At 58.1% G+C, this 26,340-nt stretch carries 23 protein-coding genes; 14 read left to right on the top strand and 9 right to left on the bottom strand.

All coding sequences use genetic code 11. The annotated features are described in order from the left end of the window. Positions 1 to 13 precede the first annotated feature (13 nt). The gene (locus Q0915_RS16050; protein ID WP_299475482.1) at positions 14 to 988 is read left to right on the top strand and encodes a TAXI family TRAP transporter solute-binding subunit; all 975 of its coding nucleotides are present in this window, start codon (positions 14 to 16) and stop codon (positions 986 to 988) included. A gap of 115 nt (positions 989 to 1,103) precedes the next feature. Here the strand turns inward: Q0915_RS16050 and Q0915_RS16045 are convergent, their stop codons facing one another. The 5 genes from Q0915_RS16045 to Q0915_RS16025 form a co-directional block, all read right to left on the bottom strand. Beyond that, on the bottom strand, positions 1,104 to 1,532 hold the full coding sequence (locus Q0915_RS16045) for a hypothetical protein (protein ID WP_299475479.1): 429 nt from the start codon (positions 1,530 to 1,532) through the stop codon (positions 1,104 to 1,106). Between the two features lie 146 nt (positions 1,533 to 1,678). Then, on the bottom strand, positions 1,679 to 2,590 hold the full coding sequence (locus Q0915_RS16040; RefSeq protein WP_299475476.1) for a GntR family transcriptional regulator: 912 nt from the start codon (positions 2,588 to 2,590) through the stop codon (positions 1,679 to 1,681). Positions 2,591 to 2,766: 176 nt separating this feature from the next. Then, complete coding sequence (locus Q0915_RS16035) at positions 2,767 to 4,302, bottom strand: tripartite tricarboxylate transporter permease (RefSeq protein ID WP_299475473.1); 1,536 nt, start codon at positions 4,300 to 4,302, stop codon at positions 2,767 to 2,769. 32 nt (positions 4,303 to 4,334) lie between these two features. Further along, positions 4,335 to 4,862, bottom strand: coding sequence for a tripartite tricarboxylate transporter TctB family protein (locus tag Q0915_RS16030; protein WP_299475470.1), 528 nt, complete (start codon positions 4,860 to 4,862; stop codon positions 4,335 to 4,337). Positions 4,863 to 4,964: 102 nt separating this feature from the next. Continuing rightward, positions 4,965 to 5,933, bottom strand: a complete 969-nt coding sequence (locus tag Q0915_RS16025) for a tripartite tricarboxylate transporter substrate binding protein (protein ID WP_299475467.1) — start codon at positions 5,931 to 5,933, stop codon at positions 4,965 to 4,967. A gap of 282 nt (positions 5,934 to 6,215) precedes the next feature. Between Q0915_RS16025 and Q0915_RS16020 the strand changes: the two genes are divergently transcribed. From Q0915_RS16020 to Q0915_RS15995, 6 genes are all read left to right on the top strand, one after another. Next, positions 6,216 to 7,301: an isocitrate/isopropylmalate dehydrogenase family protein gene (locus tag Q0915_RS16020; RefSeq protein ID WP_299475464.1), complete on the top strand. Its 1,086-nt coding sequence runs from the start codon at positions 6,216 to 6,218 to the stop codon at positions 7,299 to 7,301. 92 nt (positions 7,302 to 7,393) lie between these two features. Next, positions 7,394 to 8,077 (top strand): aspartate/glutamate racemase family protein, encoded by a 684-nt coding sequence (locus Q0915_RS16015; protein ID WP_299475461.1) that lies wholly within the window; start codon positions 7,394 to 7,396, stop codon positions 8,075 to 8,077. Next, a complete protein-coding gene (gene otnK / locus Q0915_RS16010) occupies positions 8,071 to 9,354 on the top strand; it encodes a 3-oxo-tetronate kinase (protein ID WP_299475458.1) in 1,284 nt (427 codons plus the stop codon). The genes Q0915_RS16015 and otnK overlap by 7 nt, the downstream gene beginning before the upstream one ends. After that, on the top strand, positions 9,351 to 9,992 hold the full coding sequence (gene otnC / locus Q0915_RS16005; RefSeq protein WP_299475455.1) for a 3-oxo-tetronate 4-phosphate decarboxylase: 642 nt from the start codon (positions 9,351 to 9,353) through the stop codon (positions 9,990 to 9,992). The genes otnK and otnC overlap by 4 nt, the downstream gene beginning before the upstream one ends. Before the next feature lie 19 nt (positions 9,993 to 10,011). Further along, on the top strand, positions 10,012 to 10,485 hold the full coding sequence (rraA, locus tag Q0915_RS16000) for a ribonuclease E activity regulator RraA (RefSeq protein ID WP_299475452.1): 474 nt from the start codon (positions 10,012 to 10,014) through the stop codon (positions 10,483 to 10,485). Beyond that, the gene (locus Q0915_RS15995) at positions 10,476 to 11,537 is read left to right on the top strand and encodes an AbrB family transcriptional regulator (RefSeq protein ID WP_299475450.1); all 1,062 of its coding nucleotides are present in this window, start codon (positions 10,476 to 10,478) and stop codon (positions 11,535 to 11,537) included. The genes rraA and Q0915_RS15995 overlap by 10 nt, the downstream gene beginning before the upstream one ends. A 331-nt stretch (positions 11,538 to 11,868) precedes the next feature. On the opposite strand, the gene Q0915_RS15990 is transcribed toward Q0915_RS15995, so the two are convergent. Next, positions 11,869 to 12,624 (bottom strand): DeoR/GlpR family DNA-binding transcription regulator, encoded by a 756-nt coding sequence (locus Q0915_RS15990; RefSeq protein ID WP_299475447.1) that lies wholly within the window; start codon positions 12,622 to 12,624, stop codon positions 11,869 to 11,871. 138 nt (positions 12,625 to 12,762) lie between these two features. On the opposite strand from Q0915_RS15990, the gene Q0915_RS15985 reads away from it, so the two are divergent. Next, positions 12,763 to 15,180, top strand: coding sequence for an FAD-dependent oxidoreductase (locus Q0915_RS15985; RefSeq protein WP_299475444.1), 2,418 nt, complete (start codon positions 12,763 to 12,765; stop codon positions 15,178 to 15,180). Positions 15,181 to 15,312: 132 nt separating this feature from the next. After that, positions 15,313 to 16,161, top strand: a complete 849-nt coding sequence (locus Q0915_RS15980; protein ID WP_299477042.1) for a choline kinase family protein — start codon at positions 15,313 to 15,315, stop codon at positions 16,159 to 16,161. On the opposite strand, the gene Q0915_RS15975 is transcribed toward Q0915_RS15980, so the two are convergent. Beyond that, positions 16,148 to 16,921 carry an inositol monophosphatase family protein gene (locus Q0915_RS15975; RefSeq protein ID WP_299475441.1) on the bottom strand — a complete coding sequence of 258 codons (774 nt, stop codon included), beginning with the start codon at positions 16,919 to 16,921 and terminating at the stop codon, positions 16,148 to 16,150. The two genes, Q0915_RS15980 and Q0915_RS15975, sit on opposite strands and share 14 nt — an antisense overlap. Before the next feature lie 211 nt (positions 16,922 to 17,132). On the opposite strand from Q0915_RS15975, the gene Q0915_RS15970 reads away from it, so the two are divergent. From Q0915_RS15970 to Q0915_RS15950, 5 genes are all read left to right on the top strand, one after another. Continuing rightward, the gene (locus Q0915_RS15970; RefSeq protein WP_299475438.1) at positions 17,133 to 18,065 is read left to right on the top strand and encodes an ABC transporter substrate-binding protein; all 933 of its coding nucleotides are present in this window, start codon (positions 17,133 to 17,135) and stop codon (positions 18,063 to 18,065) included. A 117-nt stretch (positions 18,066 to 18,182) separates the two neighbouring features. Continuing rightward, on the top strand, positions 18,183 to 19,196 hold the full coding sequence (locus Q0915_RS15965; protein ID WP_299475435.1) for a betaine/proline/choline family ABC transporter ATP-binding protein: 1,014 nt from the start codon (positions 18,183 to 18,185) through the stop codon (positions 19,194 to 19,196). Further along, entirely contained in the window at positions 19,193 to 21,178 is a 1,986-nt protein-coding gene (locus Q0915_RS15960; RefSeq protein WP_299475432.1) for an ABC transporter permease subunit, read from the top strand. Before Q0915_RS15965 ends, Q0915_RS15960 begins: the two co-directional genes overlap by 4 nt. A gap of 3 nt (positions 21,179 to 21,181) precedes the next feature. Beyond that, positions 21,182 to 22,057: a phosphotransferase gene (locus Q0915_RS15955; protein WP_299475429.1), complete on the top strand. Its 876-nt coding sequence runs from the start codon at positions 21,182 to 21,184 to the stop codon at positions 22,055 to 22,057. A gap of 8 nt (positions 22,058 to 22,065) precedes the next feature. Beyond that, entirely contained in the window at positions 22,066 to 24,498 is a 2,433-nt protein-coding gene (locus Q0915_RS15950) for an FAD-dependent oxidoreductase (RefSeq protein ID WP_299475426.1), read from the top strand. Positions 24,499 to 24,626: 128 nt separating this feature from the next. On the opposite strand, the gene Q0915_RS15945 is transcribed toward Q0915_RS15950, so the two are convergent. Together Q0915_RS15945 and fmdA are read right to left on the bottom strand one after the other, a co-directional pair. Beyond that, positions 24,627 to 25,001 carry a zinc ribbon domain-containing protein gene (locus Q0915_RS15945; RefSeq protein WP_299475423.1) on the bottom strand — a complete coding sequence of 125 codons (375 nt, stop codon included), beginning with the start codon at positions 24,999 to 25,001 and terminating at the stop codon, positions 24,627 to 24,629. Between the two features lie 81 nt (positions 25,002 to 25,082). Then, positions 25,083 to 26,312, bottom strand: a complete 1,230-nt coding sequence (gene fmdA / locus Q0915_RS15940; RefSeq protein ID WP_299475416.1) for a formamidase — start codon at positions 26,310 to 26,312, stop codon at positions 25,083 to 25,085. Between the last annotated feature and the right edge of the window lie 28 nt (positions 26,313 to 26,340).

Here is a 26,340-nt window from a genome sequence, read left to right as displayed (position 1 = left end):
GGGAGGACATCACATGCGGAAACTAGCAGTCGCTGCATCTGCGGCAATGATCTGGACGGCACCGGTCGGGGCCCAGGAAACTTTGAAAATGGCAACGATCGCCCCGAGCCTCGGCCAGGCGATTACGATGGCGACCTTTGCAAACATCGTGACCGACAATCTGGATGATATTGAAATCGAAGTTTCAGGTGGCGGCGCGGCGACACTGCACATGATGGAAGTCGCACGCGGCAACCTGGACATGTCCATGACCAGCCCGGTCATCTACAACCTGATGTCCGCCGGCAAGGCGATGTACGCCAAAGAAGCGGACGCTCCAGAACTCGCCAAGAACTACAAGCTCCTCATGTGGTTCCCGTATGGCCAGTATCACTTTACCGTTCGCGATAACAGCGACATTCAGGTTCTGGACGACCTTGAAGGCGCATCGGTCTTTCTCGGCCCGCAAGGTGGCGGTGCCTACAACGCGGCACGTGGCTGGGTGGAAGCGACGACGGGCCTTGTGGTCGATGAAGACTATGATGCCATCAAGGCCAATTGGCAGACCGGATTTCAGGCCTTCCTGGACGGCAAGATTGACGTTTATGTGAACGGCTGCCTCGACCCGTGTGGTCAGTTTATCCAGTTTACCGAGACCGAAAACCTGCGCTTCATCGGACCGGAAAGTGACGAGGGCGAAGAGGTCGACAAGTGGCTCGGAAAGTGGCGCTACCGCGCGGAAGTTCCCGCTGGCATGTATGACGGCCAGATGAACGACAGCGCCGTGATGTCCTTCGATACCGCCGTCGGCATTGGCGTCCGCGCGGATCTCGACGAGGAAACCGTCTACAAGATCACCAAGACCTTCTGGGACAATCTGGAACAGGTGACGTCTGAAGCCCCGTGGGCAAAGGCGCTCGACGTCAAGTTTGCCGCCTCCAAACGCGGGCTCATGGAACTGCACCCCGGCGCTGAGCGTTACTACCGCGAGGTTGGCGCAACCGAGTAGCGGCAAGATCGGCGGAGCCGGATCGCAGCGCGCATCCGGCTTCCGGCCAGGTTCTGGTTTTTGCTTTGTTGGAGAAGGCAAACCTTCGGGGTTTGGTGATTGTCTGGTGACGTTTTCAGGCAACGAGCCCGGAGGCGCAGGCCCGGAACTCGCGAACGGCCGGTGCGGCACCGTCAAGGGGCAGGGCCACTGCCCGGTCGCCCAGAAGTGCGGTCGCTGTGTGATTGAATTCAAGTCCGTTCAGAACGTTGCCGAAGCCCCTGTCGGTCACAGTCAGGGTTGCCCCGCCACCCGTGATCACGTGACGGTCGGTTGCGATTGTATTGCCGCGCGGTCCATCAAAACGCATTGCAAAGAGCGGGCCGTCCGCCCAGGGATTTCCTGGCATGATCTCAAGCGCATAGAGCGGGATTGCCGGATCGTAGGTGACGCGGACAGACGCGTTCTCGCCCTCATGGACAAGCTCGCATATGGGCCCCGTCCGGACTTCCCAGGCCAAAGCCGGACCGCAGCTGAGCAACAAAATCGAAAGTACCCGCAACATGTGTGCGAGTGTATCAGAACCTTGACGTCAGCGCGTCGAAAATCGGGGGGAGGCGCTGAACCGCTGGTCGCATTGCGGAGCCAACTTGCCGAACGGAATGCCTTAGGTGCAAGTCACAGTCCATAATTGTAAGCCAAAACCTGTTGTCATTTCTCTTTGACAATTTCTTCAGACCAGGACCAGGCAATCGGGGACTTTCGTTTGAGCGCGCCGCTCAGATGCCGGCGCATGAGGTAGGACGCATCAGCGACCTCGCCGCGTTCCAGAAGCGTGATGATCTCCAGATGTTCGGTACATTGTTCGACAAGCCGGTTTCTGTCGATCTTGGCGCGATACTCCATCAGCCGGCGCATCTGATTGACCCTTTGAAGCGCCGTATGGAAATAGGGGTTGTTTGACAGCTTGATGATCTCTTCGTGAAAGAGAGAGCCGTTCTTCAAAAGCTGTTCCGGCTGGAACCTGTCGAGGTCTGACTCGAGCATGCGTTCCTGCATACGGCGCTGTTCTTCAAGCACTTTCCGGTTGATTTCAAAACTCGGTTCAAGCATCGCCGCGGGCTCGATTGCCATCCTGAAGCGGTAAATCTCGTCGAAGGCTTCCGCCGTCTTCGCGACAGGCAGGAAGCGCCAGCCATATCCGTCTTTTCGCTCAGCCCAGCCCTCTCGCACCGCGCGCAACAGAATGTCATTCAGCTTCGCCTTGGTCAGATCGTATCGTTGTCGCAGGAATTGTTCGGTGACCTCTTCGGGGAGCCGATCCATCAACCAGTCGTCCGCCAGCAGCTGGTAGTCATCAACATCTGTCGCCCACTTGTCAGTGAGGAGTTCGGGAATGTCACTCGATGCTGTTTCCGCTACGAAGTACCCTCTGTTGGCTTCTCGCACCAAAAGACCTTGTTTCTCCAGAAACTGCATGGCTTCACGAACGGGCGTTCGCGAAACACCATATCGATCAGCTACTTGCTGCGCGCCCAGATGCTCACCCGTCGCAAGACTTCCGGTTGAGATTTCTTGAGCAATCCGTTTTGAAATCCGGTTCGAAAGTTCGCTTGATGACAAGATAGGACACTCTTTCAGGGGCTTAAGACACGATCACAAGATTGCACACCGATATGGAGTTTGCGCAATCTTTTTGGCTTTTGAACAACGAAAAATCATGTGCGTTAAACCAGACCAAGTACCATCGTCCAAGTGAGACAGCGGCGTTTCGTATCTGCAGTTCCGTCCGGGATGCCTCAAGCACCGTTGGACACACCCTCCCTGGCATTTTTGCTGCGGTTCAGAAGTGTCAGAACCAGCGGCAAAACGACGATTGAGAGCAAAACGATAAAGAGCACCAGGGAGACAGGCCGTTCCCAGAAGAGGCTCATTGTTCCTTGCGATATGATGTAGCTCTGCAGGAACGTTTCTTCGGCCATCGAGCCAAGCACCAGAGCCAGCACGGTTGCAGCAGGCGAATAGCCATATCTCTTCATCGCAAAGCCGATTAATCCGCTCACGACCAGGATCCAGGTTTCTATGATACTGGCATTGATGGCGAACGCGCCGATGATGCAAAGAAGCACGATAACCGGAACGACATTGACGTATGGCACATCCAGAAACTTCACGAAGAGCGGAATTGCAAAGATGCTCATCGCGATCAGGATCATGTTGCCGAGATACATGCTGGCGATCAGACCCCAGACGAACTCCGGATCGTTCACGATGAGAAGCGGTCCGGGCTGCAGACCCCACATGAGGAATGCTCCGAGCAAGACGGCGGTCGCCCCGGATCCTGGAATGCCAAGCGACAGCAAGGGAACCATTGCCCCGGCAGATGCCGCGTTGTTGGCGGCCTCGGGAGCGACGAGACCGCGCATCTCACCTTTGCCGAACTTTTCCGGGTCCTTGGCGACCTTTTTTTCCACCGAGTAACCGATGATCGATCCGAGCGTTGCGCCCGACCCTGGAAGGACGCCGGCGATGAAGCCGATCCCGGATCCTCGCCAGAAGGTCCAACGCGACTGGTAGTAGTCCTCTTTCGACGGCCAAAATTCCTTGTCGCGGAAGCTGATGCGCAGGCGTTTGGCGGGCTGGCGATGCTGTCCTTTGAAGACACAATGCAGCAGTTCGCCGATCCCGAAGAGGCCGATCGCAACAGCCACAAAATAGACCCCGCCGATCAGCTCGGGAGAGCCGAAGGTAAAGCGTTGCTGGCCGCTCATCACGTCGACGCCTACCGTTCCGACAGCAAATCCGATCAGGGCTGAAATGAACCCCTTGAACTTGTTGTCTCCCATCATGGTCGTCAGCATCAAAAGGCCAACCGCGATGATCAGGAAGTATTCGGATGGACCGAAGGACGCGGCGAAATTCGCAAGCGAGGGCGCAAGCGCGGTGATCAAAACGACACCGACCGTGCCGCCAAAGAAGGAAGCGATCGCCTGCATCACAAGGGCGGGACCGGCGCGTCCCTTCTGGGCGAGCGGGTAGCCGTCGATCGTAGAGGCAACCGTTGCGGATTCCCCTGGGGTATTGATCAGGATCGATGTGATCGTGCCGCCATACATCGAACCGTAGTAAATCCCGGCGAGCATGATGATTGCGATCGTGGGTTGCAAACCGAAGGTCATCGGGATCAGAACCGCAATTCCTGCAGCAGGTCCAAAGCCTGGGAAGAGACCGACGATCATGCCGAGGAAAGCGCCGATCACGAGGAACAGAAAGCCTTCTGGTGACGCTGCCACACTCAGGCCAAGAGACAGATTTGACGCAATTTCAGCAAGCATGTGCTTTAGCCTTTTTCAGATTGCACAAGGCTTCAGAAGCCGAACGGACTGGTTGGAAGGGACGCGTTCAGCAAGACCTTGAACAGCCCGTACAAAAAACCGGGGAGGGCGACGCTGTAGATCAGGTTGCTGACGACGTGGGCCCGGTTGAACGTGAAGAGGAAGGCCAGCATGAAGAGGACCATGGCGAGGAATGCGCCAACCGGCTTCATGATTGCGACAAACCCACAGATGTAGAGGAAGACAATCAGCACATCGCGGCTGTAGTCCATCCCGCCATCGATGCCATGCGCATCAACTCCAAGCGCATCGGCCTTTGCCTCCGCTTCCGGATCCGCCTGATGCGGTGGCAAAGTGCCGGATCTGCGTTGTGCAAGTTCCTCGCGCCAGTCGCCCCAAAGGTTGACGGCACACGAGATCATCATCAGCACGCCAATCAGCAATGGAAAGAAACCGGCCGCTGGTCGTCCCGAGGATGTAACGAGTGTCAGAGTGCCCAGTCCGTAAAGAGTGTATCCCACAGACAAGATGAGCAGTCCTGCGGCGAACCACTTTTTCATCGGCCTCCCTTTCCGGCTCTGAAACGAATTTTTCTTTGATTTTGTTTGGCAAATGCAAAGCGGGCACACGAACTGTCGTGCGCCCGCAAGGAACCAATCGCGTTACTGCTGGATGGCGCCGATCTTCACCAGAGTGTCGCGGTACTGCGCGCTGGTCGCTGCAAGATACGTAGCGAAGTCTTCGCCCCAGATCGGGTTGCCCGACATGCCGTTCTTGGCCAGGTATTCCTGCCACTCCGGCGTCTCGATCACTTTCTTCAGCGTGGCAACCCACCAGTCCTGCGCAGCAGGCTCAAGGTCATTCGGCATCACGACACCACGCGGGAGCGAGAAGCTGAAGTCATACCCCAGCTCCATGAATGTCGGGACATCCGGATTGTTTGTGCTTCGCGCTGAATCGGAAAATGCAAGAGCTTTCAATGTTCCGGCATCCAGCTGACCGGCAACTTCAGACGGATTTGCAACGACCGCATCAACACTGCCGGACGTCAACGCAGTCACCAGCTCGCCGCCGGACCCGATCGGCACATATTCGAACTCAATACCCGCCGCCTGTGCAAACAGCGATGCTGTCACGCGCTCGGGACCTGCTGAGCCGCTGCCGGCAATTGTCACACGTCCAGCCTTGGCGGCATCGACGAATGCGTCAACATCGCCGAAGTCTGAATCGGAGCGGACGACGAGCAGCATCGCGTCACTCGCCAGAAGGCCAATCGGCGTGAAATCGGCATAGGTCCAATTCGTATCGGCCACCAATGGTGTGCCAATAAAGTTGCCGCTTGTCGAGGTCAGCCGATAGGGGTCGCCTGCCTTGCCGGCGACATAGCTGAAGCCAACGGCACCACTTCCGCCTTCCCTGTTCTCAACCACAATGTTGCCTGGGTAGAGATCGTATTTGCGCAAAATATCCACGACGGTTCTGGACATGCGATCGTTTCCGCCGCCTGGTCCAAAGGCGATTGTGTAAGTCAGTCGCTCGGATGGGTATTCCTCGGCCTGTGCCGGGATTGACATCGTGCTCGCAACAGCCGCAGCGGCGGCAAGCAGGGTTAAAGACCTTCGCATGATCATTTGGCATCCTCCCCAAGATCGGTTTGCATTTGTGAATGCCATAATGCAATAGTCTAGAAGATTGCATCTTGTCAAATAAAAACGCAATTTTTGATTTTTGACACAAGAAGTCAGAAAATCGTTTAAAAACATGAAACTATTCGAAATTTGGCAGAAATATTTCTGTTTTCAACGTTGAAAAATTAGAGGTAGAGGGACAAATCGATATTGTAAAATGCATATTTAGGCGATAAAGAGCAAAAATGCTAAGCGGTGCAAAGCACGTCTCGGAGGGATCGAAATATGAAAATCATGACACTGCCATGCGATGGGATTGGTCCCGAGATCATGTCAGCCACGCTTGAGGTCGTTGAAGCAGCAAACCGCCGCTTCAACCTGGACATCACGTTTCAGGAAGAACAATCCGGTTTCACCAGCCTGAGGACTCACGGCATCACGCTTCGCGAAGAGGTATTGGACCGCGCGCGGACCGAATTCGACGGTGTTATCCTGGGAACGCAGTCCCACATGGACTATCCGCCGGTCGCCGAAGGAGGTCGCAACGTTTCGGCTGGGTTCAGGATCGGTCTGGATCTTTATGCAAATGTCCGGCCCGCCCGTTCGAGAAGCTTCATCCCGAACAAGGCGCCTGGCATGGACCTTGTCATCATGCGGGAAGCGACCGAAGGGTTTTATCCCGACCGCAATATGTACAAGGGCGTCGGCGAGATGATGCCTGATCCGGATATGGCGCTCTCTGTGCGGAAAATCACGCGCCATGGTTCCATGCGCATTTGCCGGGAGGCCTTCAAACTGGCGATGCAACGGAAGAAGAAGCTTGCCGCCATTCATAAGGCGAATTCCTTCCTGATGACTGACGGCCTTTTCCTGGAATGCTTCCGCGATGTAGCGAAAGATTTTCCGGAAGTGGAAACCGAAGAATTGATCGTCGACGCGTTTGCCGCCTTGCTCGTGCGAAAACCCGAAACCTACGATGTTGTCGTTGCGACGAACTTTTATGGCGACATCCTTTCAGATCTTGCCTCGGAGCTTTCAGGGTCCCTCGGCCTCGCCGGTTCGATCAACGCAAATGCAGAAACAGGCCTTTGTTGTGCGCAGGCCCAGCACGGATCAGCTCCGGATATTGCCGGACAGAATGTCGCCAATCCCACCTCTTTGATCCTGTCGGCGGCGATGATGCTCACCTGGCTTGGAGAACGGCGCAGCAATCAGGAACTCATGGAAGCGGGCCGGACAATCTCTGATGCCGTGGACGCGGTGATCAATGACCCTGCCAAGCGCACCCGTGATCTTGGCGGAACGGTCAACTGCGATGTGTTTGGCAAACACGTGGCCGACGAAGTCACGAACATGGCAATCGCCGCGTGACATTTCCTCCCGGGCGGCCTGCAAGGACCGCCAACTCGGTGGTGCCGCTGCGAAGCGGTACCACCACATTTTTCTCGATTGGAAGTGGCGAAATGAGCAACCGGCCGCGCATTGCGTTCATTCATGCAACCCGGGTCGCCATGGATCCGATTGAAACCGCTGCTCGGCAGCATTGGCCGGAGGCCGAAACCATTTCCATACTGGAAGAGGGCTTGTCCGTTGATCGCGCCGCGGCACACGAACTGACCAGAGAACTTTCGGAACGCATTCTCGGTCTTTCCCATTATGCCGAACTCACAAAATCGGACGGTGTGTTGTTCACCTGTTCCGCATTCGGCTCTGCGATCGAGGCGGCCGCGCGTCAGTCGGACATTCCGGTCATGAAACCGAACGAAGCCATGTTCGATGCCGCCTTCGAATACGGCGACCGCATCGCCATGATCTACACATTCGAGCCTGCCGCAACTGGCATGGAGCAGGAGTTTCAGGAAGCCTCGGCATCCAGAGGCCGGTCGTCGCAGCTTGTTTCCCATTTCGCGGCGAAGGCGCTTGAGGCCAAACGGGCGGGTGACATCGAGACCCATGATCGTCTTGTGGCCGAAACCGCGGCGAACATCGGGGAAGCGGACGTGATCCTGCTTGCGCAGTTTTCTATGGCAAGCGCAGCGCCGCTTGCGCGCACAAAGACCGAGATTCCGGTCCTGACAAGCCCGGAAGCCGCCATCACGGAACTAAGAAGACGTGTCGCGGCGAGAAGCGGAGCTGTGGCATGCTGATCGGCGTGATCGCGGATGATTTCACGGGGGCGAGCGACATTGCCAATACACTGGCGAAAGGCGCCGGACCGGAGGGCGGGCTCAGAACGGCGCAATATCCCGGTATTCCCAATGACAGGGCATCGGACGATATCGACGCGGGTGTGATTTCACTGAAAAGCCGATCCGCACCTGTCGAAGAGGCCGTTGAAGAGTCATTGCGTGCTCTGGCCTGGCTCAAGGACCAGGGTTGCCGGCAGATCGTTTTCAAATACTGCTCTACGTTCGATTCAACACCGGAGGGCAATATCGGTCCTGTTGCCGCCGCTTTGGCCACCGCGCTGAACGCCAAAGGCGTTGTTGTGTGCCCTGCGTTTCCCGCAGCCGGCCGCACCGTCTACCAGGGACACCTTTTTGTTCGCGACAAGCTGCTCAACGAAAGTGGAATGCAAAACCACCCGCTCACGCCGATGACCGATCCGGATATCAGGCGGGTTCTCGCGAGCCAGATTAAGGGTACCGTCGGACACCTTTCCTACCCGGTTGTTGCGGCAGGGACGCAGGATATAGCCAGAGCGATCGTTGAACAGTCCGGCAACACGGATTTCATCGTCGTTGATGCGCTTCTGGACACTGATCTTCTGGCTATCGGTGCAGCGCTGGCTGACACGCCGTTTCTCACGGGCGGGTCGGGTATCGCAATGGGCCTTCCGCGCAATTTTATTGCAAGTGGACGGGCGCAAAAAGGCGGTGAGGAAGCTCGCATGATCTCCGGCCCCGGAGCAATTCTCGCCGGGTCGTGCTCGGGTGCGACGCTTGGGCAGATCGAACACCACAAGACAAACCACGCCACTTTTCCGATCGAGGTCGAGGCTGTGATGTCAGGACGTTTGACCGCCGCCACACTGGTCAACTTCATTACCTCACAACGCGATCACGCACCGCTGGTCTACTCTTCGGGAAGTCCCGAAGCCGTCAGAGATCTTCAGAAGAATTTTGGCCGCGAGGCGATTGCCGCGAAACTGGATGAACTGTTCGCAGACACGGCAAAGGCGCTGCTTGCAAATGGCTACCGCCGGATAGTGGTTGCCGGTGGCGAGACCTCCGGAGCGGTCGCAAAAGCGGTGGCCGAAAGCCTGGGGTCTCCCGCGATGATGATCGGGCGGGAGATCGACCCTGGAGTTCCCGTTCTGACGATTGGTCAGGCCGACGCCGTTGCGCTCGCCTTGAAATCCGGAAACTTCGGCGCTGAAAACTTCTTCGAAAAAGCGCTCGCAATGATGGAAGGTGGCAAGTGAACTCCGAAGAAGAAACCGCCCGATACGAGATGACAAAGCTCGGTGCCTCGCTTTTTGATCGGGGCTTTTCAGTCGGCACGGCCGGAAACCTGTCGGTGAAGCTGCCAGACGGCATTTTGATGTCTCCGACCAACGCGCGGCTTTGCGATCTCGAACCTGACCGCATTTCCAAACTGGACCTTGAGGGAAACCATGTTTCCGGTGACCGGCCGACAAAAGAGATCTTTCTTCACCAGGCGTTCTACGACACAAGGCCAGAGGCAGGGGCTGTGGTTCATCTGCACTCGACCTGGGCGACAGCGCTGTCCTGCCTGGAAGAGATTGATCCTGAGGACTGTATTCCGCCTCTGACGCCTTATGTTGTCATGCGTGTCGGCACAGTCAGACGCGTTCCTTATGTGCGGCCGGGAGATCCCAAAAGCGGTACACTCATCCGGGAACTTGGCGGCAAATGCGCTGCTGTTCTGCTGGCCAACCATGGCCCGGTCGTGAGCGGCAAGTCTCTGTTTTCGGCGGTGTGCGCAGCAGAAGAGCTCGAGGAAACCGCAAAGCTTGTCATGGCATTGAAGGGGCAACCGGTGCAAACTTTGTCCGCACCCGACGTGACTGACCTGAAGAAGACGTTTGGAACCATCTAGAATTCACTGCGAGGGCAGAATGAAAACCGCCGACCTGATTGACAGACACGACTCCCATCTGACGCTGGTCCACCTGCCGTTTCGCAAGTTCGGGACGAGACCGTTCTTCAAGGCGCCGATCCAGACAATAAAATGCTTTGAAGACAACTCCGTCGTTAGGGCCGTCCTTGAAACACCGGGCGAGGGCAGGGTGCTGGTGATTGATGGTGGCGGGTCGACGCGCGTTGCTCTTCTGGGAGACATGTTGGCGCAGCTTTCGATCGACAACGACTGGGCAGGCATAGTCATCAGCGGTGCCATCCGTGACAGCCTCGAAGTTGACAGGATGGATCAGTGCATTTTTGCACTGGGAACGTCGCCCGTGAAAAGCGCCAAGGAAGGATGGGGTAAGGTAGGGTGTGAGCTCAGCATCGGCGGAGCTGTTCTGAAGCCCGGCCGATGGGTCTATGGTGACGCTGACGGTGTGCGCTCCAGTGAGAATGAATGCAACTGAATGTCGGGACACAAAACTGGTTGAAACCTGCTGCGACCTGCCTTGTCGCAGGTGCTGCGGGCTGGCTGTTTTCGCTGACTGGACTGCCCCTTGGCTGGCTCATGGGGTCCATGCTGGCGGTTGCGGTCGCCTCGCTATTCAAGCTGCCGGCTGAACAGCCAAAAACGCTTATGCCCTTTGTCAGGGCATCGGTCGGGACCATGCTCGGCGCTTCGGTAACAGCCGGGCTTCTGCTGTCCTTTCCCCAGTGGTGGACTTCTCTTGTCTTTCTGCTGATCGCGCTTCTTTTGTCCGGCTCGATCAATTTCTGGCTTCTGAGCAGGATCCTCCGGTTCGAGAAACCGACAGCCGTCCTGTGCGCCATGCCGGGCGGGATCACGGAGATGATCCTATTGAGCGAACAGGCCGGCGCGGATCAGGCGAGGGTTGCCATCGTCCATGCGTTACGGATAGCGCTTTCGATCCTGATCCTGCCGCTTCTGATTACCTGGTTCATGCATGTGGATGTTCAGCGCAGCGGAACTGGAGCAACATCCTCACTGTCCATGATTGACACCTTCTGGTTCGCTCTGTGCATTGCTGCCGGTGTCGCAGCCGACCGCTGGACGCGTATTCCTGCAAGGATCATCGTCGTGCCGCTGATCCTCAGCGCAGCACTCCACATTTCCGGCATAACGCATTTCGTTGTCCCCGAATGGGTGACCAACATCGTGCAGGTATTCATAGGAATAAACGTGGGTGGCCGTTTCCTTGGCATATCGGCCCGGCAGCTGTCGCACGTGGTCGGCGCTGCTTTTCTCGTGATCGCCGTTCAGATTGCGATCGCCTTTTCCGCAGCGGTTCTTGTCGCACGCAATTCGGATCTTGATCCGCTCGCACTCATGCTGGCCTATGCGCCGGGAGGGCTCGCTGAAATGTCGCTCATCGCGATTGCAATGGGCCGTGAAGTCGCGTTCGTGGGTCTCCACCACCTCTTCAGGGTATTGGTGTCATTGGCACTCGGGCCGTTGCTGCTGTCGCGGCTCAGAAAGCGCAACGATCCCGATCGTTAGAAACTCCGAACATGGTATCCTGCGTGCCAGCACTGACAAGGCTAACTTGCGATGCGCTGAAATGCTCGTTGCGCCGGATCATTCAAGTCTGTTGTTCTCAGGTTCTTGGTGTCTCATCGCTGGGGCGTACGTGCATGCAGTTTTTGAAGGCTGACAAGAAGAGTACGAATTTAAACTTACGGGATTGTAATGGGAATATTCCGGCCCAGAACGCTCTAAATTACGAGGGGCACGTCAATCCTCCGTTTTCCCAAACATAAGCGCATATCACTGCAAAAGGGGAGGATCGCGACAAGTTCTTGAAATGGTCTTTTGGAAGCGCGGCCAGTCGTCAAGGAACCCTAATTTCCAGATTAGAGAACAATTCCGCAAAGTCCACAGATGGCACTCTGTCGGTAACGAGAAAGTCTCCGGGTTTGAGCGTCGGCTGGCGCAGCGCAGGTTTGCGCATTTGCGGTTCAAACTTGGAATGATCGACCGCCATGATCGCCCGGCCGGCATTTGCCAGCATCGCGCTGGCGATATCGACTTCGCACTGCTCGTGGACGAGAAACCCCTTGCGAGCGTCGACCAGCGAAGCCGACAGCAGAACATAGTCCACCTGCATCCGCTCAATGACGTCAAATGCCGACCGGTCGAAGGACGCGCCGTCATGGTCCCGTAACTGGGTTCCAGCCATGGAGACATTGTTGCCCGGGATCATGGCAAGCGTGCTCGCCACATAGGCCGAATTGGTGACCACGGTGAGTTCGCGGCGGTTTCGCAGCGCCTGGGCAACAAACCCGGACGTCGATCCTGTATCGATGGCGATGCTGTCGCCGTCCTGGATGATCTTCACGACCTCCCCGGCGATCGCGACCTTGGCCTCACGGTTCAGGTTCATGCGGGCGAGATACGGCAGATCCGCCGCCGACTTGGTCGAGACCAGCGCACCATGCACCTTCTGCAATGCGCCTCGGTCGACCAGGGGCCGCGAGACCCGCCGGATGGTTTGATCCGACACCCCTAAAATACGCGACAGTTCTTGCACGCTGACGGTGCCACGCATATCGACGGTCTGCAGGAGCATTGTTTCGTATTTCGACATGAAGCCTGTTTACACCAAAGTTTCTGGCCGAATAAGTCTATTTTGCACTGGCAATTCAACAAAAATCAACATTACTATTGTGATGATGTTGAATTTTGTTAGCATTTGCGCTGACTGACATCAGGCGGACCCGCACATATGATCCAACATTCGGCCAAACACCTGATCATCGGCGGCGGCATCATCGGGTGCTCGATTGCCTATCACCTGACCCGGATGGGGGAACGGAATGTGGTTCTCCTTGAGCGTGCCGCCCTGACCGAGGGCGCGACATGGCACGCGGCCGGACTGGTCGGGCAATTGCGCTCCTCGCGTAACACGACACGCATGCTGAAAAAATCGGTCGAGATGTACGACCGGCTCCAGAACGAAGAAGACATGCAGTTCGACTGGAAGAAAACAGGGTCTCTCAGACTGGCCGCAACCGAAGAGCGCCTGCTGGAAGCAAAGCGCCTTGCAACAATGGCGCGCAGCTTCGACCTGGAGATGGAGATCATCACGCCGGAGGAGGCCAAGGACCTTTTCCCGCTGATCGAGGCGCGCGGTCTTGAAGGTGCCGCCTACATCCCGACCGACGGCTATGTCGACCCGGCCTCGCTCTGCCAGGCAATCGCGGGTGCCGCGCGCCGCCAGGGCACCGACATCCGTCAAGGGGTGGAGGTCCGCGACTTTACGGTTGCGAATGGCCGGATCACGGCGGTCGAGACAAGCGAAGGCGCATTCGAGGCGGAAACGGTTATCCTCGCAGCCGGCATGTGGAGCCGGGAACTGGGGGTAAAACTCGGGATTCGCGTTCCCGCCTGTGCCGTCGAGCACCAGTATATCGTTACCGAGCCGACCGGATCCGAAGTCGGACACTTTCCGACACTGCGCGACCCTGAGAGACTGGTTTACTACAAGCCGGATGTCGCAGGGCGGCTGGTCATTGGCGGCTACGAGGAGGGCACGCTGCCCTTTGGCGACAACGGCATTCCCGGTGCCTTCGTGCGCCAGCTGTTGCCAGAGAACCTGGACCGGTTCCTGCCACTTGCCGAGCTTGCCAGCCAGGTGACACCCGTTGTCAACGAGGTGGGCATCCGCCAGGTGATCAACGGACCGATCCCCTACTCCGCCGATGGCGATTTCGTCATGGGCTGGCAGCCCGGATTCGACAACCTGATGATGGCAACGGGATTTCTCTATGGCATCGCCGCCGGTGGCGGCGCCGGGGAAATGATCGCCGAGTGGGTCGTTGATGGCCGTCCGTCTCTCGATCTCTGGCCGCTCGATGTGCGGCGTTTCGGTCCGCATCACGGCACACGGACCTTCATGTACCCGCGCGCCGTCGAGCACTACGCGCATCACTACAAGAAACGATATCCCGGCCAGGAACACGAAAGCGCCCGTCAATTGCGCTTGTCTCCGCTTTACCGGAAGCTCAAGGATCAGGGGGCGGTCTACGGCTCAAAGAACGGCTGGGAACGGCCACTCTGGTTTGCGCCTGAAGGCGTGGCGCCGGTCGACCAGCTCGATTTCCTGGAACCCGGCTGGAAAAAATATGTCGCTGAGGAACACGCGGCCGTTCGCGAGCGAGTCGCTCTGATCGACCAGTCGAGCTTTTCCAAGTTCGAGATTGTCGGAGCGGATGCGCTGGCCACGCTGCAACGGCTGGCCGTTTCCAATATGGACAAGCCCGTTGGCTCCGTCATCTATACGCAACTCTGCAACGAGCGCGGAGGCGTTGAAGCGGATGTCACGATCATCCGACTTGAGCTGGACCGGTTCTACCTTGTGACCGGGTCCGGGTTCGGTGTTCACGACAGCGACTGGATCAAACGAAACCTGCCCGCAGACGCTTCTGTGCATATCATTGAGGTCACAAGCGGGTACGCTGTCATCAACCTTGTCGGCCCGCGGTCGCGCGATGTGCTGGCGGCGGCGTCCGAAAGCGACGTTTCCAACGAGGCGATCCCCTTTTCCACGATGAAGGAGATCGTTGTCGGTGCGGCTCCGGTCCGGGCAGCGCGCATCGGCTATGTCGGCGAACGTGGCTACGAGCTGCATGTTCCAACGGAATTTGCCGCCCATGTCTATGACACGCTCCGGGCGGCGGGCACCGGTCACGGCATCGCCGATGTCGGTTACCGGGCGATCGAGAGCCTCAGGATGGAAAAGGGTTATGTCTACTGGTCAGGCGATGTCACGCCGGACTACACGCCCATAGAGGCAGGTCTCGGCTTCCGGGTGCATCTCAAGTCGAAAGGCGATTTCCTCGGACGGTCCGTTCTTGAAGACCAGAAGAACAACGGTGCCGACCGGAGGCTTTGCACATTCGTGACCGGGGAACATCTGCCGCTGACAGGCGGGGAAACCATCCTGCTGGGAGATCGGGTGGTCTCCTCGGCAACCTCGGTCGGTTATGGCTACACGGTGGGGCAGACAATCATACGCGGCTATCTGGACAAGGCGCATTGGGACTGTTCAGATTTCACCCTGGAAGTCTTCGGCGAGCAGTATCCGGTCACTCAGGCACAAAGTCCGCTTTACGATCCGGAAAACCGCGCGCTCAAGGGATAGGCACTCATGGGACAGTTGGGGACAGTCGGGGCAGATGGGGAAAGATGGGGGAACATGACGGAACACGCTGAAAAGGTACTTGCAGCGCTTCGCACCGCGCCGCAATTTGAAAATGTCACCTCGGTCAGGCGAATGACCCGGCTCGGCGGACTGACCAATCTCGTGCATCGCGTCGATCTCGACGACCAATCCGTCATCGTGCGCATACCGGGCGAGAACACGGAAGCGTACATTGATCGCGCCGTAGAAAAGGTCAACGCGGAGGCAGCCGCCCGTGCCGGTGTCTCCGCCGAGGTGCTGTACGCCGATGCAGCGTCCGGCATCATGATCACTCGCACGATCGAGGGGATCGAGACGATGACGCCCGATCTTTTCAAATCGCGCGGCGGCTCACCGGGCCGGGCTGGTGCAGCTCTTGCCCGGCTGCATGCATCGGGCGAAAGTTTCGAGTTCCGCTTCGAACTGTTTTCGATGATCGACGACTATCTCAAGGTTCTTTCTACAAAGGATGTTTCCTTGCCCGACGGGTACGAGGACGTCGTTGCCGCCGCAATGCCCGTCGGTGAGGTACTGGCTGCCGCGGATCTGCCGCTCGCACCCTGCCACTGCGATCCCTTGTGCGAGAACTTCCTGGATGACGGCGACAAGATGTGGATCGTCGACTGGGAGTATTCCGGCATGAACGACCCCCTTTGGGATCTTGGAGACCTCTCGGTCGAGGCAGGTATGTCAGCCGATCAGGATGCGGAGATGCTGGAGGCCTATTTCGGCCGAAAACCCACGGCGGCGGAAGCCGGCCGCGTCGTGATCTACAAGGCCATGTGCGATCTGCTCTGGACCCTTTGGGGGCTCATCCAGCTGGCGGACGACAATCCGGCAGAGGATTTCTGGGCGTACGCGACGGGCCGGTTCGACCGTTGCCGGAAACTGATGCAGGATCCCGCCTTCGACAAACATGTCTCGGCTGTCAGGATCGGTTGAGCAGATCCAGCAATTGAGCATGCAATTCAGGCGTTGCCGCCGTCACGGTGCGTCCGTCCGACGTCATTGTCAGCGGATTGCCCTGCCAGTCCGTCATCACACCGCCGGCTGCCTCGACAACCGCTGAAACGGGCAGATAGTCGTAAGGCTGAAGGTCATAGTCCACCACGGCATCGGCGAGGCCGCGTGCGACCAGGGCATGCGGATAACAATCGGCGCCCAGTCTGCGCAACTGTCCTGAACGCACGAGCCGCTCAAACACCGCCGCCTCCGAGACTGCGAGCTTGTCGCCCTCGTTGATGAACAGGCGGGCTTCATCCAAGGACCTGCAAGTGCTCACATGGATCCCAGTGCCGTTGCACGAGGCATTCAGACCTTCACCGCCGGCATAGACTTCGCCGAGCGCCGGCATGCGGATCACACCCAGTTTCGGATGACCCTCGACCAGTTGCCCAAGGAGCATGCCGAACAGCGGCAACCCCGCAATGAATGAGCGTGTGCCGTCTATGGGGTCGATGATCCACATCGCAGCGCCCTCTCCAGTCCGGCCGAACTCCTCTCCGAAGATTGCCTCGTCCGGAAAGTACCGTTGCAGACTGTCCCGGAGAGACCTTTCGGTAGCCTTGTCAGCCTGGGTCACCGGGCTCTCGTCGGCTTTGATTTCAATTTCGGGGTCGCCCCTGAAATAGGAAAGAACGACGGAAGCGGCCACTTCGGTCATCGCCACGGCCTTTTCCAGTCTGCGTGAATAATCCGGCATCCTGAGAATTCCTGAAATTCTGGCGGTTTTTGTCTTTCGATTGATCATTGAATGCTCAAAATGTATCCAAAATCCACAAAAAGCGAACCTAAATGTTGCTTTTTGTTGATTTATGCTGACAGTCTATGAGGGTGTTGTGCCGAGATGGCAGCCGCTGAAAGGGTGACGCCCAGGCAGTCATGCATTGGCAATTTCAGACGGGGAGAATAATATGAAGCGCGTTTCATTGGCACTGTCCGCAATGCTGGCTGTCACGCCTGCGCTCGCAGCCGAATCCAGCGATCCGATCAAGCTGACACTTCACGACTGGTCCGGTCAGTTGATCACGACCAAGCTCATGGGAGAGATCCTGAAGGAAGCAGGCTACAACGTCGAATATGTCCAGGCCGACTACATCGCCCAGTTCGCGGGCCTGAAAACGGGCGACCTGCATGTCGCCATGGAAATCTGGGAAACCACCGGACGCGAGGCAATGGACGAAGCCTTCGCCACTGGTAACGTCGTCAATCTCGGAGAAACGGGTTTGCAGGCGATCGAGGAATGGTGGTACCCGGCCTACATGAAGGAACGTTGCCCGGGTCTTCCCAACTGGGAAGCGCTGAAGGATTGCGCAGAGGAATTTTCAACACCGGAAACAGCACCCTTCGGCCGTTACCTGGGTGGGCCGGTCACCTGGGGCGGTTTTGACGAGGAACGCGTCGAGGCCCTCGGACTGGATTTCGAAGTCGTGCATGCCGGAACGGACGCGGCCCTCTTCGCAGAGCTGGAAGCGGCCTATCAACGGCAGGACCCGATCATTCTCTGGGTCTACGCACCGCATTGGGCACCGGCGAAATACGATGGAGAATTCGTTGAATTCCCACCGTTCTCGCCTGAATGTTACGCCGACCCGTCCGTCGGAGTGAACCCGGACGCGGCCTATGACTGCGGCAAGCCACGCGGCCCAATCTGGAAAGTCAGCTGGGCAGGCGTCGGCGACAAGTGGCCGGGTGCCAAAAAAGCCATCGAGAACTTCGATCTTTCCAATGCCGACTACGGCGCCATGGTCACCGAAGTGGATCTCAACGGAAAGTCGGTGGAAGACACGGTCGCAGCGTGGATGGCTGACAATAAGGACACGTGGTCAGGCTGGATTGCCAAGTAAGACCGTTCCATACTTCCGGCACGCATCGATCTGAAGCCGAGGCGTGCCGGAAGCTTGTCAGAATGACCGACAAGAGCGTTTCCCGAATTGAGGGAAAGAACCTCCACCGAGGACTGGATGACGACGCCCGTAATTCTCGATTGCCGGAACGTATGGAAGCTCTACGGCGCACAGGCCGATACGTTTTTGAACACCAACGCCAACCCGTCTACAGCCGATCTTGAGGCAGCCAATCTTATCGGAGCGGTGCGCGCGGTTAATGTCCAGATCCGCAAAGGTGAGATTTTCGTCATCATGGGACTCTCCGGCTCCGGCAAGTCTACGCTTGTCCGGTGCATGTCGCGGCTTGTGGAGTCGACGGCGGGCGAGATCCGGTTCGAAGGTAAGGACCTCCTCAGCGCCAGCGAAGAGGAACTCATTCAGATCCGGCGAAAGAAAATGGGCATGGTGTTCCAGCAATTCGCCTTGCTGCCGCATCTGACTGTCCTGGAAAACGCAGCCTTTCCGCTCGATGTTCAGGGAGTCGACAAGACCACGCGTGAAGCACGGGCACGGGAAGTTGTGGAACTGGTGGGGCTCAAGGGGCGTGAAGGCTATTTCCCACGGGAGCTTTCGGGCGGTCAGCAGCAGCGCGTCGGCATCGCCCGCAGCCTGGCGGCAGAACCTGAAATCTGGTTTCTGGACGAGCCTTTTTCTGCACTCGATCCACTTATCCGGCGCGAAATGCAGGACGAGTTCCTCCGGCTTCAGAACATTCTTCACAAGACGATTGTCTTTATCACGCACGATTTTGACGAGGCTATCCGGCTCGCCGACCGTATTGCAGTCATGAAAGACGGGATCATCGAACAGGTGGCAACGCCTGAAGAACTCGTCTTGCATCCGGCAACAGATTATGTCGCCGAATTCACCCGCCATGTCAGCCGCGCGAAAGTGATCCGCGCCGCATCGGTCATGGAGCCGCTGAACGGCGGCAGCTTCGCCGGTGAAGTGGCTCATGACGCCGTAATCGAAGCCATCGCCGATCCTGTGGAAGCCTCGGACCTGCCGCACAAGGTGATGGAAGACGGCGAGCCGGTTGGACAGATTTCCCGAAAGGCGGTTGTCGACGTTCTGGTAGGCCGCAGATGATTGCACGCGCGGCAAGGTCGGGCTGGCTGTTCTGGGGTTCACTGTTTGCGGCCACCTGGCTGCTGTCGACCTATTCCTTTCAACTTTACAAGGCGCTCGACGCCCGCTGGATCGTCCGTTACCCCAAAGCGTGGGAAATGCCGCTCGAAGACCACATCAGCGCGTTCCTCGACTGGCTTGTCGAAAGCGCCGGCTTCTACTTCTTTTCCTTCCGCGACCTTACCCGGGCGATTTCCGCGCTGATCGAAGCCCCCTACCAGGTTCTGCGCAACCTGCTGGTCGAGGGTTTCAGCTCCGGTGTCGGTGATGCGGCCGTCCAGATCGCCCCGGCGCTCAGCTGGATCGCGGTGATCGTGACGATCATGGCAATCGGCCACTACGCACGCGACTGGTTCCTCTCGGTCCTTGTTGGCGCATGTTTCCTCTATCTCGCTGTATTCGGGCAATGGGAAAGCGCCATGGTCACGCTCGCCTCGGTGCTGATCTCGGTTCCGATCGGCGTCGTCGGCGGTCTTTTTCTCGGCATCCTGGCCTATCGTGTCAGCTGGTTTGAACGCATGTTGCGGCCGGTTCTTGACCTGATGCAGACCGTTCCGGTCTTTGCCTATCTCGTTCCCATCCTGATCCTGTTCGGTTTCGGTCCGGTCGCCGCACTTGTTGCCACGGTCATCTACGCCATGCCGCCCATGGTCCGTATTACTATCGTTGCACTGAACTCGGTCCCGACGGAAGTGATCGAAGCAGGGCGCATGGCCGGCTGCCGCAACCGGCAAATGATGTGGAAGGTCCTTGTTCCCTCCGCGGTTCCAACGCTGATGGTCGGTGTGAACCAGGTGATCATGCTGACACTGAACATGGTGATTATCGCGTCCATGATCGGTGCCGGTGGCCTCGGCTTCGACGTCCTGTCCAGCCTGCGCCGGCTCGATATCGGCGGCGGTATCGAGGCCGGTCTCGGCATCGTGGTCATGGCAATCGCGCTCGACCGGGCAAGCCAGGCCTTTGCCGAACGCAGCGCACGCCATCCGCTGGACGGCAACCTCCTGCAACGACATCCCTGGTCCGGAACCGTCTTCCTGGTGATTGCATCCACTCTGATTCTAGGCCAATTCGTTCCGGCGGTTCAGACCTATCCGGACACCCTGACGATCACGACCGGCCCGTTCTGGTCGAACACGATGGAATGGATCAACGTCAATTTCTTCGACACGTTCGAAGCCATAAAGACCGTCATCCTGCAATGGTTGCTCCTGCCGGTGAAGAAGTTCTTTGCAGGCATCCCATGGGCCTGGGGGATCATCGCGACCGCCCTGATCGCATGGCGTGTCGGCGGCTGGAAAATCGGCCTGCTCGCGGCTCTCTTGATGACCTTCATTGCCGCCTCGGGTCTCTGGCCCAAGGCCATGGTGACCATCTACCTGTGCGGCGTCTCGGTTCTGATCGCAACGATCATCGGCATTCCGCTCGGAATCTGGGCGGCGGAAAGTCCACGCGCCGGGCGCGTAATCCTCGGGCTGATGGACACGCTGCAGACGCTCCCGAGCTTTGTGTACCTGATCCCGGTCGTCATGCTGTTCCGGGTGGGTGATTTCAGCGCCATGATTGCCGTGATCCTCTATGCTCTCGCCCCGGCCGTCCGCTATGCGGCTCACGGTCTCAAGGAAGTCCCGCCGCCACTGATTGAAGCAGGACTGATGTCCGGCTGTACGAAGCGGCAATTGCTCTGGCGCATCAAGCTGCCGCTGGCCACGCCGCATCTTTTTCTGGGTCTGAACCAGACGATCATGCTCGCACTGTCCATGCTGGTGATCACAGCGCTCGTGGGAACGAGGGATCTCGGTCAGGAAGTCTACATCGCGCTGACAAAGGCCAATGCGGGGCAAGGCATCGTCGCCGGTCTTTCCGTTGCCTTCATCGCCATCATCACCGACAGGATCATCAACGCGCTTGCCGCAGGTCAGCGTGAAAGGTTGGGGGTTTAACGCATGTTCGACACCGCCATTGCCCGCGCCGCGGCGCTTGACTGCTTTTCTGATCCTGAGGACATAACGCCGCTCGGTGGCGGCATCACCAACGTCAATCTTCTTGTGCGCGACGGCAGCCGCCGGTTTGTTGTGCGACTTGGCGATGACATTCCGGAGCATGGGGTCATGCGCTGGAATGAACTCGCGCTCAGCCGGGCTGCCGAGGCGGCCGGTGTTTCGCCCGCGGTCGTTCATCAGGAGCCCGGGGTCCTGGTGCTGGACTTCGTGGAGGCAAAAACCTTCGGGGAAGCCGATGTCCGGGATCCAGCAAATCTGACGAGAATCGTAGAACTGGTCGCCAAGGTCCACCGGGGCCTGGGAGACCATCTGACGGGACCCGTTCTCGCCTTCTGGCCATTCCAAGTGAACCGGGCCTACGCCATGCGCTTGAAGAGCGATGGGTCAGAACACGCCGCGCTGCTCCCCGGTCTGATGGACACTTTGTCCGACCTTGAAATGGCGGTCGGACAGGTCGACCTCGTCGTCGGTCACAATGACCTTCTTGCCGCCAATTTGCTTGATGACGGAGAAAGGCTTTGGCTGATCGATTGGGAATATGGCGGCTTCAACTCGCCGCTTTTCGATCTCGCCGGCCTTGCCTCAAACAATGGCCTGAGCGAAGCGCAGGAAAACACGATGCTCGAACAGTACTTCGAAGCACCGGCAGATCGATACCGGCGCGCCTACACGGCGATGAAATGCGCATCCCTGATGCGCGAAACACTTTGGTCGATGACCTCGGAAATCCATTCGGAACTGGATTTCGACTACGCCGCATACACAAGCGAGAACATGGAGCGGCTGAATGCCGCCCTTTCCGAATTCCGTGAATTGTGAGAGCCCTCATGACACTGCCTTCCTCTTCGAAGATTATCATCATTGGCGGCGGCATCGTCGGATGTTCAACGGCCTATCACCTGGCGCAGATGGGTCAGGAAGTTCTGCTGCTGGAAAAGGCGGCGCTGACATCCGGCTCCACCTGGCACGCTGCGGGCCTGGTCGGTCAGCTTCGCTCCAACGCCAATATCACCCAGCTTCTGGGGTATTCGATCTCGCTTTATAACAAGCTGGAAGCCGAAACCGGCCAGGCGACCGGATGGAAGATGAACGGCGGCCTTCGTCTCGCCTGCAACAAGGAACGCTGGACCGAGGTCAAACGTCAGGCAACAACGGCGCACAGCTTCGGTCTCGACATGCAATTGCTGACCCCTAGGGAAGCTCAGGACCTTTGGCCGCTGATGGAAATCAGCGACGTCGTCGGGGCCGCTTATCTGCCGACAGACGGTCAGGCGAGCCCTTCCGACATCACCCAGGCACTCGCAAAGGGGGCTCGGGCCGCCGGAGCAAAGCTGGTCGAAAATATGCCGGTTCTTGAGATCCTAACTGACTGTGCGAAGATGACCGGGGTACGAACGGAGCAGGGCGACATTACCTGCGAGAAGCTTGTTCTGTGCTGCGGGCAATGGACCAGAGAACTTGCCGCAACCATTGGCGTCACCGTGCCGCTCGTCTCTGTCGAGCACCAGTACATGATCACGGAGGCCTTCGGTGTCACTTCCGACTTGCCGACGTTGCGCGACCCCGACCGGCTGACCTACTACAAGGAAGAAGTCGGCGGCCTTATCATGGGCGGGTATGAGCCGAACGGAATTCCATGGGCGATCGACGGCGTTCCGGACCCGTTCGACTATCAGCTTCTGGACAGCAATTTCGATCATTTCGAACAATTGATGGAACTGTCGTTGCCGCGCGTGCCCGCGTTGGAAAAGGTCGGCATCAAGCAACTGGTCAACGGACCGGAGAGTTTTACTCCGGACGGCAATTTCATTCTGGGTGAAGCACCTGAAATGGAAAACGTGTTTGTCGGCGCAGGTTTCAATGCCTTTGGCATTGCGTCTGGCGGCGGGGCGGGCATGGCTTTGGCCGAATGGGTGGCCAAAGGTGAACCGCCCTATGACCTTTGGCCCGTCGATATCCGCCGCTTCGGACGCCCGCATACGGATACCGACTGGGTGCGCACCCGTACGCTGGAAGCCTATGGCAAGCATTACACGATGGCCTGGCCTTCGGAAGAACACGACAGCGGCCGGCCCTGCCGCCGCTCGCCGCTCTATGATCGGCTGAAATCGGCCGGTGCGGTTTTCGGTGAAAAGCTTGGCTGGGAACGGCCGAACTGGTTCGCCGAAGCTGGTGAAGAAGCGCGTGACATCTACACGTTCGAACGCCCGAACTGGCACGGCCCGGTCGGCCGCGAACACATGGCAGCCCGCGAAGCGGCGGTCCTGTTCGACCAGACGTCTTTTGCGAAGTTCATCCTGAAAGGACCGGATGCCGAGGCGGCACTCAGCTGGATCGCCGCCAATCGCGTCGACAAGCCGGTCGGTTCCATCATCTACACGCAGATGCTGAATGACCGCGGTGGGATCGAGTGCGACCTGACTTGTGTGCGCACAGCCATTGACGAGTATTACATTGTCACCGGAACCGGCTTTGCAACGCATGACTTCGACTGGATCCGGCGGAACATTCCAGAGGGTCTTAACGCCCAGCTCGTCGATGTCACGTCGTCAAATTCCGTGCTGTCGCTGTTCGGGCCGAAGGCGCGCGACATACTTTCCAAATGCACCCGCGCCGATGTCGGCAACGACGCGTTTCCCTTCGCTCAGGCGCGGCGGATCGGAATAGCCGGGTGTCCGGTCCTTGCACTCCGTATCACCTATGTCGGAGAACTTGGCTGGGAGCTTCACCTTCCGACAGAATATGCGCAGACTGTTTATGACGCCTTGCACGAGGCCGGAGAACAGTTTGGCCTGCGCAACGCGGGTTACCGTGCAATCGAAACCTTGCGCCTCGAAAAAGGCTACCGGGCCTGGGGTGCGGATATCGGGCCGGACCATACGCCGGACGAGGCCGGGATCGGCTGGGCCGTCAAGATGAAAACCAATGCCGACTTCAAGGGCCGCAGTGCGGTCCAGGCGCAGCGCGAGAACGGCGTAAAGAAGATGCTCGCGACCTTCACGACCGACGGCGATGTTATCCTGTCAGGCCGGGAAACCATCTACCGCAACGGTGAACGGTGCGGCTGGCTGAGTTCGGGCGGCTATGGCCACACGCTCGGCAAGAGCATTGGGATTGGGTACGTCCGGCATCCGGAGGGCGTAACCGCAGACTACATTCTTTCCGCCGGCTACGAACTCGAAGTCGGAACGGAACGGGTCAAGGCCGACGTCACACTTGCTCCCCTCTTTGATCCGAAAATGGAGCGGGTCAAGAACTGAAGTCTCCACCCCGACTTCATGCTATCTCAGTCGGGAAAATCATCTTTGTGCGCGCTCAATCTTCGAAATTACCGCCGATCATTGCACCAGCATGCTTGCCTGGTGTCAAAACGTCGGCGCAAAAGGTGTCAGTGGCTTATCATCCAAGGGCGCTTGGAGGGGAACGTCTTGCTGCCGTCTGCCTTGTAGACCGCGCTCGAACGGAAGTTCCCCTTCGAACCGGAACAACAGGAACACCCGGCCGGATGGCGTTTTCGCGTTTCTCTGCTGACGTCTTCGCGTTCCGACTTTGTTGAAAACTTGGGGTTATGCTGCGCGGCTTCGTTGCGCTGATGCGCCTGCCTGTCGCTGGGAGAAAGACCTGACATGTTGGGTGCCTGAAGGATCGCGCGCGGCGCTTCGCCCTTGCAGGCTGGGCAGGTGATCGGCGCATCATGCTCGGACATGGGCCGGCGCGCGGAAATCGGACCGCAGGTTGCGCAAAGATAATCGTAAACGGGCATAGGATCGTCCTGACTCAGTTGGTCGTGCTCAAAGCCGGAGCAAGTTCGCGGACTTGCTCCGGTGTCATGTCCAGGCGGTGGTCAAAGATCCGGCGCAAGCGGAACGTCGATCGAACCGTCAAGATACTTCGCCGGTCCCTCGGAACCGGGCATCATGTCGAATTCGAAGACATCCGTCGGCAACCAAAGCGTCGCGCAGGCATTCGGTATGTCGACCACACCCGAAATATGTCCCTGGACGGGGGCCGTTCCGAGGATCGCGTAGGCCTGTGCGCCCGTATAACCGAACTTTTTCATGTATTCGATCGCGTTCAGGCATGCCATGCGATAGGCAATGTGAACGTCGAGGTAGTGCTGTGTGCCGGCCTCATCGACCGAAATGCCTTCAAAGATCAGATAGTCGTCGTATTTCGGCGTGATCGGTGACGGTTTGAAAATCGGGTTCTTGACGCCGTATTTCGTCACGCCTTCCTTGATCAGGCTGACGCGGATGTGAAGCCATCCGGCCATTTCAATGGCACCACAGAACGTGATCTCGCCATCGCCCTGGCTGAAGTGCAGGTCGCCCATGGAAAGACCGGCACCGTCCACATAGACCGGAAAATAGATCTTTGAGCCGCGCGACAGGTCCTTGATGTCGCAGTTGCCTCCGTGTTCGCGTGGAGGAACGGTTCTTGCGGCTTCTGCCGCAGCTGCCTGTTTTGCCTCGCCTTTCAGCTGTCCCATATGCGCTGACTGGGTATTTGGCAGTGCGGCAAGCGGCGGGACGCGTTCCGGATCGGTGTCGAACAGAGCCTTTTCCCGCGTGTTCCACATGTCCAGCATGGACCGGTCCGGAAGACACCCAATCAGACCGGGATGAATGAGCCCGGCGTAGCTGACGCCCGGCACATGGCGCGAGCGTGTGAACATGCCTTCGATGTCCCAGATCGACTTCTGCGCTTCCGGAAAATGCTCCGTTAGAAAGCCGCCGCCATTCTGTTTGGAGAAGAAGCCGTTGAAACCCCAGAGCATTTCTTCCTTGGCACCGATATCGAGGATATCGACGACGAGCAGATCACCCGGCTCGGCTCCCTTCACACCAATCGGACCCGACAGGTAATGAACCTGCTCGAGTTCGACATCGCGAACGTCAGCGGCATCGTCGTCGTTTTTGATCTGGCCGCCGGTCCAGTCATAGGTTTCGATCCTGAAATCATCGCCTGGTTCCACCCAGACCGCCATCGGGATGTCGGGATGCCAGCGGTTGTGAACTTTCTCGTTGGTGTGCGGGGACTCGCTCAAGTCTACCGAGATCAGTGTATCTGCCATTGGGCTTCTCCTCTTGAATGCCTGCGGT

This window comes from uncultured Roseibium sp. (assembly GCF_947494555.1).
GTDB lineage: Bacteria > Pseudomonadota > Alphaproteobacteria > Rhizobiales > Stappiaceae > Roseibium.
The sequence above is the reverse complement of the archived record's forward strand: the minus strand, read 5'-3'. Positions and strand labels throughout refer to the sequence as shown.

Coding starts and splice junctions, on each gene's coding strand:
- rraA (WP_299475452.1), top strand. CDS start 10,012: ATGAAAACCGCCGACCTGATTGACAGACACGACTCCCATCTGACGCTG.
- Q0915_RS16030 (WP_299475470.1), bottom strand. CDS start 4,862: ATGAAAAAGTGGTTCGCCGCAGGACTGCTCATCTTGTCTGTGGGATAC.
- Q0915_RS15970 (WP_299475438.1), top strand. CDS start 17,133: ATGAAGCGCGTTTCATTGGCACTGTCCGCAATGCTGGCTGTCACGCCT.
- Q0915_RS15995 (WP_299475450.1), top strand. CDS start 10,476: ATGCAACTGAATGTCGGGACACAAAACTGGTTGAAACCTGCTGCGACC.
- Q0915_RS15965 (WP_299475435.1), top strand. CDS start 18,183: ATGACGACGCCCGTAATTCTCGATTGCCGGAACGTATGGAAGCTCTAC.
- Q0915_RS15990 (WP_299475447.1), bottom strand. CDS start 12,624: ATGTCGAAATACGAAACAATGCTCCTGCAGACCGTCGATATGCGTGGC.
- Q0915_RS16015 (WP_299475461.1), top strand. CDS start 7,394: ATGAGCAACCGGCCGCGCATTGCGTTCATTCATGCAACCCGGGTCGCC.
- Q0915_RS16020 (WP_299475464.1), top strand. CDS start 6,216: ATGAAAATCATGACACTGCCATGCGATGGGATTGGTCCCGAGATCATG.
- Q0915_RS16050 (WP_299475482.1), top strand. CDS start 14: ATGCGGAAACTAGCAGTCGCTGCATCTGCGGCAATGATCTGGACGGCA.
- fmdA (WP_299475416.1), bottom strand. CDS start 26,312: ATGGCAGATACACTGATCTCGGTAGACTTGAGCGAGTCCCCGCACACC.
- Q0915_RS16045 (WP_299475479.1), bottom strand. CDS start 1,532: ATGTTGCGGGTACTTTCGATTTTGTTGCTCAGCTGCGGTCCGGCTTTG.
- Q0915_RS16025 (WP_299475467.1), bottom strand. CDS start 5,933: ATGATCATGCGAAGGTCTTTAACCCTGCTTGCCGCCGCTGCGGCTGTT.
- Q0915_RS16035 (WP_299475473.1), bottom strand. CDS start 4,302: ATGCTTGCTGAAATTGCGTCAAATCTGTCTCTTGGCCTGAGTGTGGCA.
- Q0915_RS15980 (WP_299477042.1), top strand. CDS start 15,313: ATGACCCGGCTCGGCGGACTGACCAATCTCGTGCATCGCGTCGATCTC.
- otnK (WP_299475458.1), top strand. CDS start 8,071: ATGCTGATCGGCGTGATCGCGGATGATTTCACGGGGGCGAGCGACATT.
- Q0915_RS15985 (WP_299475444.1), top strand. CDS start 12,763: ATGATCCAACATTCGGCCAAACACCTGATCATCGGCGGCGGCATCATC.
- Q0915_RS15960 (WP_299475432.1), top strand. CDS start 19,193: ATGATTGCACGCGCGGCAAGGTCGGGCTGGCTGTTCTGGGGTTCACTG.
- Q0915_RS15955 (WP_299475429.1), top strand. CDS start 21,182: ATGTTCGACACCGCCATTGCCCGCGCCGCGGCGCTTGACTGCTTTTCT.
- Q0915_RS15950 (WP_299475426.1), top strand. CDS start 22,066: ATGACACTGCCTTCCTCTTCGAAGATTATCATCATTGGCGGCGGCATC.
- Q0915_RS15975 (WP_299475441.1), bottom strand. CDS start 16,921: ATGCCGGATTATTCACGCAGACTGGAAAAGGCCGTGGCGATGACCGAA.
- Q0915_RS15945 (WP_299475423.1), bottom strand. CDS start 25,001: ATGCCCGTTTACGATTATCTTTGCGCAACCTGCGGTCCGATTTCCGCG.